The following is a 4,964-nucleotide window of genomic DNA, read 5'->3' as shown; positions in this document are numbered from 1 at the left end:
ATTCTTTACAGCCTTAACATAGTCCACATTGTTGGGGTTAGCGGACAAAGTTGTTTCTTTGTCCTCTTGTAGGCGATCGCTCGTGTAGTGGACAATGTTATCTTTGTACGCTCCCAGAGGTTTTCTAGAGTGGACAAAGATATTCGCGACTCGAATTTGACGAGTTATGATTGAAATGCTTGCTGTGTAAGGCTTCTAGTACCTCCATTTGACACCCCGTTGCAACGCGAGTCCACCATTAACTTTGTCCTCTTGTAGACGCTCGTGTAGTGGACAATATTATCTTTGTCCTCTATTTAGATTTCTCTGTATAATGGACAAAGTTAGACTTCAATGTTGGACGACCGCAGGGCGCGACCGTGTCTTATCTTATCTTTGTCCACATAAAGAGCGGACATGGTTGGAGGTCGGACGATATCATCACCCTGCGGTCGCAGGGACGACCGAAACAAACCGCACGATAGCGCCGCGAGAATGCCCCTAGAATTGAGAGAAAGTTTGGAGGGTAGTTTCAACTCGCACCGCGCCCGAGCGACCGTGCCTACAACTTTGTCCACAACTTTGTCCACCCCCATTTCACTCAACCTCGAACTTTGTACGCAACCAAAGTGGACTTTGTTGGAGGGGACACCGTAGGGTGTCACCGACAAACGGCGCAACCGCGCCACGACTTTGTTGCTGGAGGCGCGTGCGATCGCAAGAAGGCGGACGCTCTGCGTCATCGCGTAGCGGCGACTTCCGCATCGCCACCACGCTGTTTCTCCATCAACTTCCCCGTATCTGCTAAAAATTATCCTAGGAGCGCTTCTTACGCTTGAGTGCCAAAGGTGCGCCGATACTGCCAAGGATGAGTAAGCTAAGGATGAAGGTCGTTTCAGGGACAGTGATTATGGTTGCAGAAAAACTAATAGGTAACTCACTATCTTCCAGTCCCAAATTTTCAAAACCAGGTACAATTGGTGGCGCAGAAAAAACCTCTAAATAACCCGGTGTCGGCAAAAAACTAGCGAAAAACGGATTAGAATAGTTTCCCTGCTCGGTGGAATACCCAAAACCATCACCCGTTAACTGCTGAGTATTAAGACTAATTAAATTGTCAACAATAAAAGGTTCGTTTCCCGGTACTGAAGTCCCTGTAGGTTGCAGACCAGTAATTGTTTCACCATTTCTTGTACCAGTAATTCCAGTTATCTGGTAAAAACCCAAATCATTAGGGGTGTCATTAGTGGTGAAAGTGCCACTCGCCGTTATGCCAGTACCAGAATAATTCCAGTTCCAATTTAAAGCAGAAGCTGCTTGCATTGTCTGGAACATCAATCCAGATGTGGCAGCAAGGACTGTGACAGATAATAGAGTTAGATTTTTCATGAAGGTCGCAGCGTGTTATCACGGAACTTGTAGGTGGAGTTAAGCTACAGCCCAGCCCAAAACCAATGGTAGTTTAACACCAAAGTATCTATACGTTGTCACAAATTATTCTACGTACTTATGTGTCTATTAAAGCCAACTTTTTCCTTGTCTGTACGGACACTTGACAGCATTAACATTGTCCACATTGGCGGAGAGAGCGTACAAAGTTGTTTCTTTGTCCTCTTATATGCGATTACTCTCGTAGTGGACAATGTTAACTTTGTACGCTTCTAGAAGGAACAGGTAGTGGACAAAAATAATCGCGACTCGTCAGAGCTATGATTGAAATGCTTGCTGTGTAAGGCTTCTAGTACCCCCATCTGACACCCCGTTGCAACGCGAGTCCACCATTAACTTTGTCGGTTATCAGTCAGGATGACAGTACTTTGTCCACTTAGAACGCTTTCATTATGGACAAAGTTAACTTGGTACTCTCTTCGTTATCTCTCCTGGTAGTGGACAACGTTGAGTGAGGATGCCCGATAGCCAAGCGTGGCGGAGCGCCATAGGAGCGTCCACTAAGAACACGACGACTGCCGTCTCCTCAACTTTGTCCACTCATGAGAGTACAAAGTTACCCGGAGGGCGACCCCTCGCGACCGAAACAAACCAGGGCGCTCGCGCCTCCCCTCGCGCCTACGGCTTGACGGGCTGCTGTCGCAGCCCTATGGCTCTCGCTGCCGCTCGCGCCTTCCGTCCCGTCCCCTGCGCCCACTGGGAAGGCACTCAGGCAGCTAGCGCTGTCGTCGGCTCTCGCTCCGGATGAACTTTGTACGCTATCTCAATCCAAATATGTATGTAATAGAAAATTGCTTTGATCGCGAGCGATCGCGTAGCGGCGGCTTCCGCATCGCCTGCAACCGAATCCTTACGCTGACTCTATAACAAAGCACGAAAGCATAAGAGTTTCAGCCATGCCTCCTGCTCAAGATTGGGGATGAGACAGGCTTAACCGAGAGGTATTGCTAGCGTTTTTAATCAACACTAAGTATTCCTTCTAGATCAAGAGAAAGCTTATCACAACAATGCTAGTTCCACATTGATTTGACACACTTCCATTAGAGAGAGTAAATCTTATATTTTTACTTATTGACTTATTACCTTGAAGCTTAACTTATTAAGGATGGTTAAATGGTGAATTGGTACAACATAACGTCACAGCGTATCTACAAATGATAATTGAATAAAAATCTCATAGTAACAAGCTTATTGCGATTGCGGTATTTTTTTAAGGACTTGAGTGTAATTAGGAATTTTTTTCTCATCGAACCCAATATATATGTTATTTAGACTTGCTAATTCACCATCTACATGATGAATAACATCTTTTATATTTGTTATCTTTGTTATCTTTGATGTTTGCGTTTTTGAAGAGTCCCCATTCAAAGTTGCAGAGTTTATAATTGCAAACTGCTTAGTAGCAATATAGCTACGTAATCTATCATCTAGAGCAATATAGGCTAAATATGCTCTTCTGTTATCATTAATATTACTTTCATGTCTAAATATACTAGGACTTACTCCTGTTAGTATTGCAGTAATCAATGATAAAAAGAAAAGGGTAAATAAAGGTTTATTATTATTACTATTATTATCCCAGCCCTTCTTACTTATAAAGAATAATGAAATAGCTACAATCACAGATGAGAAAGTAGCAATTGCAATTGACTGGTAGTTGTATACATAAAAAGCTTTTACTACACCGAGGTGAGTCTTGGCTCTATTTTCTATATCTTTAAGCTGTTGTTTAAGTTTCCATTGTTCTTCTTTAGTTGTATTTGGTAGGGTATCGATATACTTTTGAAAGTTGGCTTCATTCAAGTTCTTAATAGAAATATTTTCGTTATTCAAATCACTATATTTTAAATATTTAGTCCATTCATTAGCAGCCTTTTCAGCAAAGGTGTGTAAAAGATGTAAAGTTGTATAACCTAATAACAAGAAAGCTATTGCAAGTAAAGCAGATAGTATTAAATCTTTATTCCTTGTTACAAAGCTACACAAGGCTGAGGAAGATTGTTTAAATGTGCCTGCCATTTTTAAAGGGTTTTGCAAGTAAATTTAAGTATGTGTTAAAAACCTACAAGTGAAGTAAAGTTCTTTCCAGAAAAAAATTAATATCGTTATAAAAAATTAACTAATTCTTGCCACGCAGCGATAAACTTCTTGGCTAATTTGCGAGATTTGGAGCGATCGCCGCCTTTACATTCTGTACTAATTACTCTACCTATAACCCACCCGCGTACCCGCCGCCGCGACCCTACAACGAGCCAGTGACCGCCACAAATTTTCCTACGTACTCATGTGTCTATTAAAGCCAATTTTTTCCTTGCCTGTACGGGCACTTGACAGCCTAAACTTTGTTCATTTTGGTGGGAACAAGGACAAAGTTCTATCTTTGTCCACCATGTATGCGTACAAAGTTCTATCTTTGTCCGTCATCTCTGCATTAGCGGACAAAGTTGAGGCTTCACCATAATCTCACACCTCTTACTTTGTCCACAAGCGAAATCTGCACACATCATCATAGTGGACTGAGTTGAGGTTTAAGTAATTGCTTAACTATTATCGCGCTTCCTATCTTTGTTCACTACATTTATTTTAGCACAAACTTTTGAAAGTGAACAAAGATTAGTTTTTTTTGGGGCATCACCACAACCCGACCAACTTGACCCGACCAATCCGACCTCACCAGTCGCGTCCACCACCCTATTTTTTCCCAAACAAACCGGAGTGGACACGACTGCTCTGTTTTTCCAGGACTAGCCCCCCTACTAGATTCCAGCTTCTATACCAACGTCCACCGGGGGGGGCGGCTATATAACTAGGGGGGCGGTGGACGTGTACTGATATTACTCCAAAGTAAAAGTTAATAGTATTTACGTATGCGATTGCCTGACTGTGAATACATAGCAATATCAGTACAACTCTAGTCAATCATATCAACCCTCCTAGCAATCATCCAATCAGCCCCAGGCTATGGGGTCAAATACAAGCCTAAAAACTAATCCTGTAAATATGGCTATTAAAGCCCGTACCCGCCTATAATCGTGTCTAAACTGTAGTGTATGTAGTACACAACAAAAACACAAAAACCCCTACTTCGTTGGTAGAGGTCGTGGTTTAAATAAGTTGTTCTTCTAGGATTTTAGCGGTATCTCGCTCAAACAGAGCAACCACAAGCCCAAACAACACAGGTTGAACAGACTGAACAAACCCCACAAGCACAACAAGAGAAGCAAGAATCAGTGAACGACACACCCGCACCAATTCAAACAGCCTCTAACAACGATGTAGCTTTGACTCAATCTGATTTAGCCGCTATTGCAACTATTCGTGAAACATTCGGTGAAACTGGTGTTCAAGTCTTTCTACAAAAGAAAAGACAAGACTTGATTGTGAATAAGGCAACAGCAGACGCATTACGCCAGCACGATGAACAAGAACTCTATCAAGAAGTCAAACTACAAGTACAAAATCAACTTCAGATTAGAGATTACATGAACCTATCCCACTAATGCCAGATTGTGGTAATCTACTTTTGACTTGATTTG

The 4,964-nt window shown here is 42.4% G+C and carries 5 protein-coding genes; 2 read left to right on the top strand and 3 right to left on the bottom strand.

The window, feature by feature from the left end; translation table 11 throughout:
* Positions 1–576: 576 nt before the first annotated feature.
* Positions 577–750 carry a hypothetical protein gene (locus ACM0OZ_RS47835; protein ID WP_414589989.1) on the bottom strand — a complete coding sequence of 58 codons (174 nt, stop codon included), beginning with the start codon at positions 748–750 and terminating at the stop codon, positions 577–579.
* Between the two features lie 45 nt (positions 751–795).
* Complete coding sequence (locus ACM0OZ_RS47830; RefSeq protein WP_414589988.1) at positions 796–1,368, bottom strand: PEP-CTERM sorting domain-containing protein; 573 nt, start codon at positions 1,366–1,368, stop codon at positions 796–798.
* A 517-nt stretch (positions 1,369–1,885) separates the two neighbouring features.
* Here ACM0OZ_RS47830 and ACM0OZ_RS47825 point away from each other — a divergent pair.
* On the top strand, positions 1,886–2,176 hold the full coding sequence (locus ACM0OZ_RS47825; RefSeq protein ID WP_414589987.1) for a hypothetical protein: 291 nt from the start codon (positions 1,886–1,888) through the stop codon (positions 2,174–2,176).
* A 440-nt stretch (positions 2,177–2,616) separates the two neighbouring features.
* Here the strand turns inward: ACM0OZ_RS47825 and ACM0OZ_RS47820 are convergent, their stop codons facing one another.
* Complete coding sequence (locus tag ACM0OZ_RS47820) at positions 2,617–3,447, bottom strand: hypothetical protein (protein ID WP_414589986.1); 831 nt, start codon at positions 3,445–3,447, stop codon at positions 2,617–2,619.
* Between the two features lie 1,211 nt (positions 3,448–4,658).
* On the opposite strand from ACM0OZ_RS47820, the gene ACM0OZ_RS47815 reads away from it, so the two are divergent.
* Positions 4,659–4,928, top strand: a complete 270-nt coding sequence (locus ACM0OZ_RS47815; RefSeq protein WP_414589985.1) for a hypothetical protein — start codon at positions 4,659–4,661, stop codon at positions 4,926–4,928.
* Positions 4,929–4,964 lie beyond the last annotated feature (36 nt).

The sequence above is a fragment of the Scytonema sp. PCC 10023 genome, assembly GCF_963920835.1.
GTDB lineage: Bacteria > Cyanobacteriota > Cyanobacteriia > Cyanobacteriales > Nostocaceae > Kalymmatonema.
The sequence above is the reverse complement of the archived record's forward strand: the minus strand, read 5'-3'. Positions and strand labels throughout refer to the sequence as shown.

Coding starts and splice junctions, on each gene's coding strand:
- ACM0OZ_RS47830 (WP_414589988.1), bottom strand. CDS start 1,368: ATGAAAAATCTAACTCTATTATCTGTCACAGTCCTTGCTGCCACATCT.
- ACM0OZ_RS47825 (WP_414589987.1), top strand. CDS start 1,886: ATGCCCGATAGCCAAGCGTGGCGGAGCGCCATAGGAGCGTCCACTAAG.
- ACM0OZ_RS47820 (WP_414589986.1), bottom strand. CDS start 3,447: ATGGCAGGCACATTTAAACAATCTTCCTCAGCCTTGTGTAGCTTTGTA.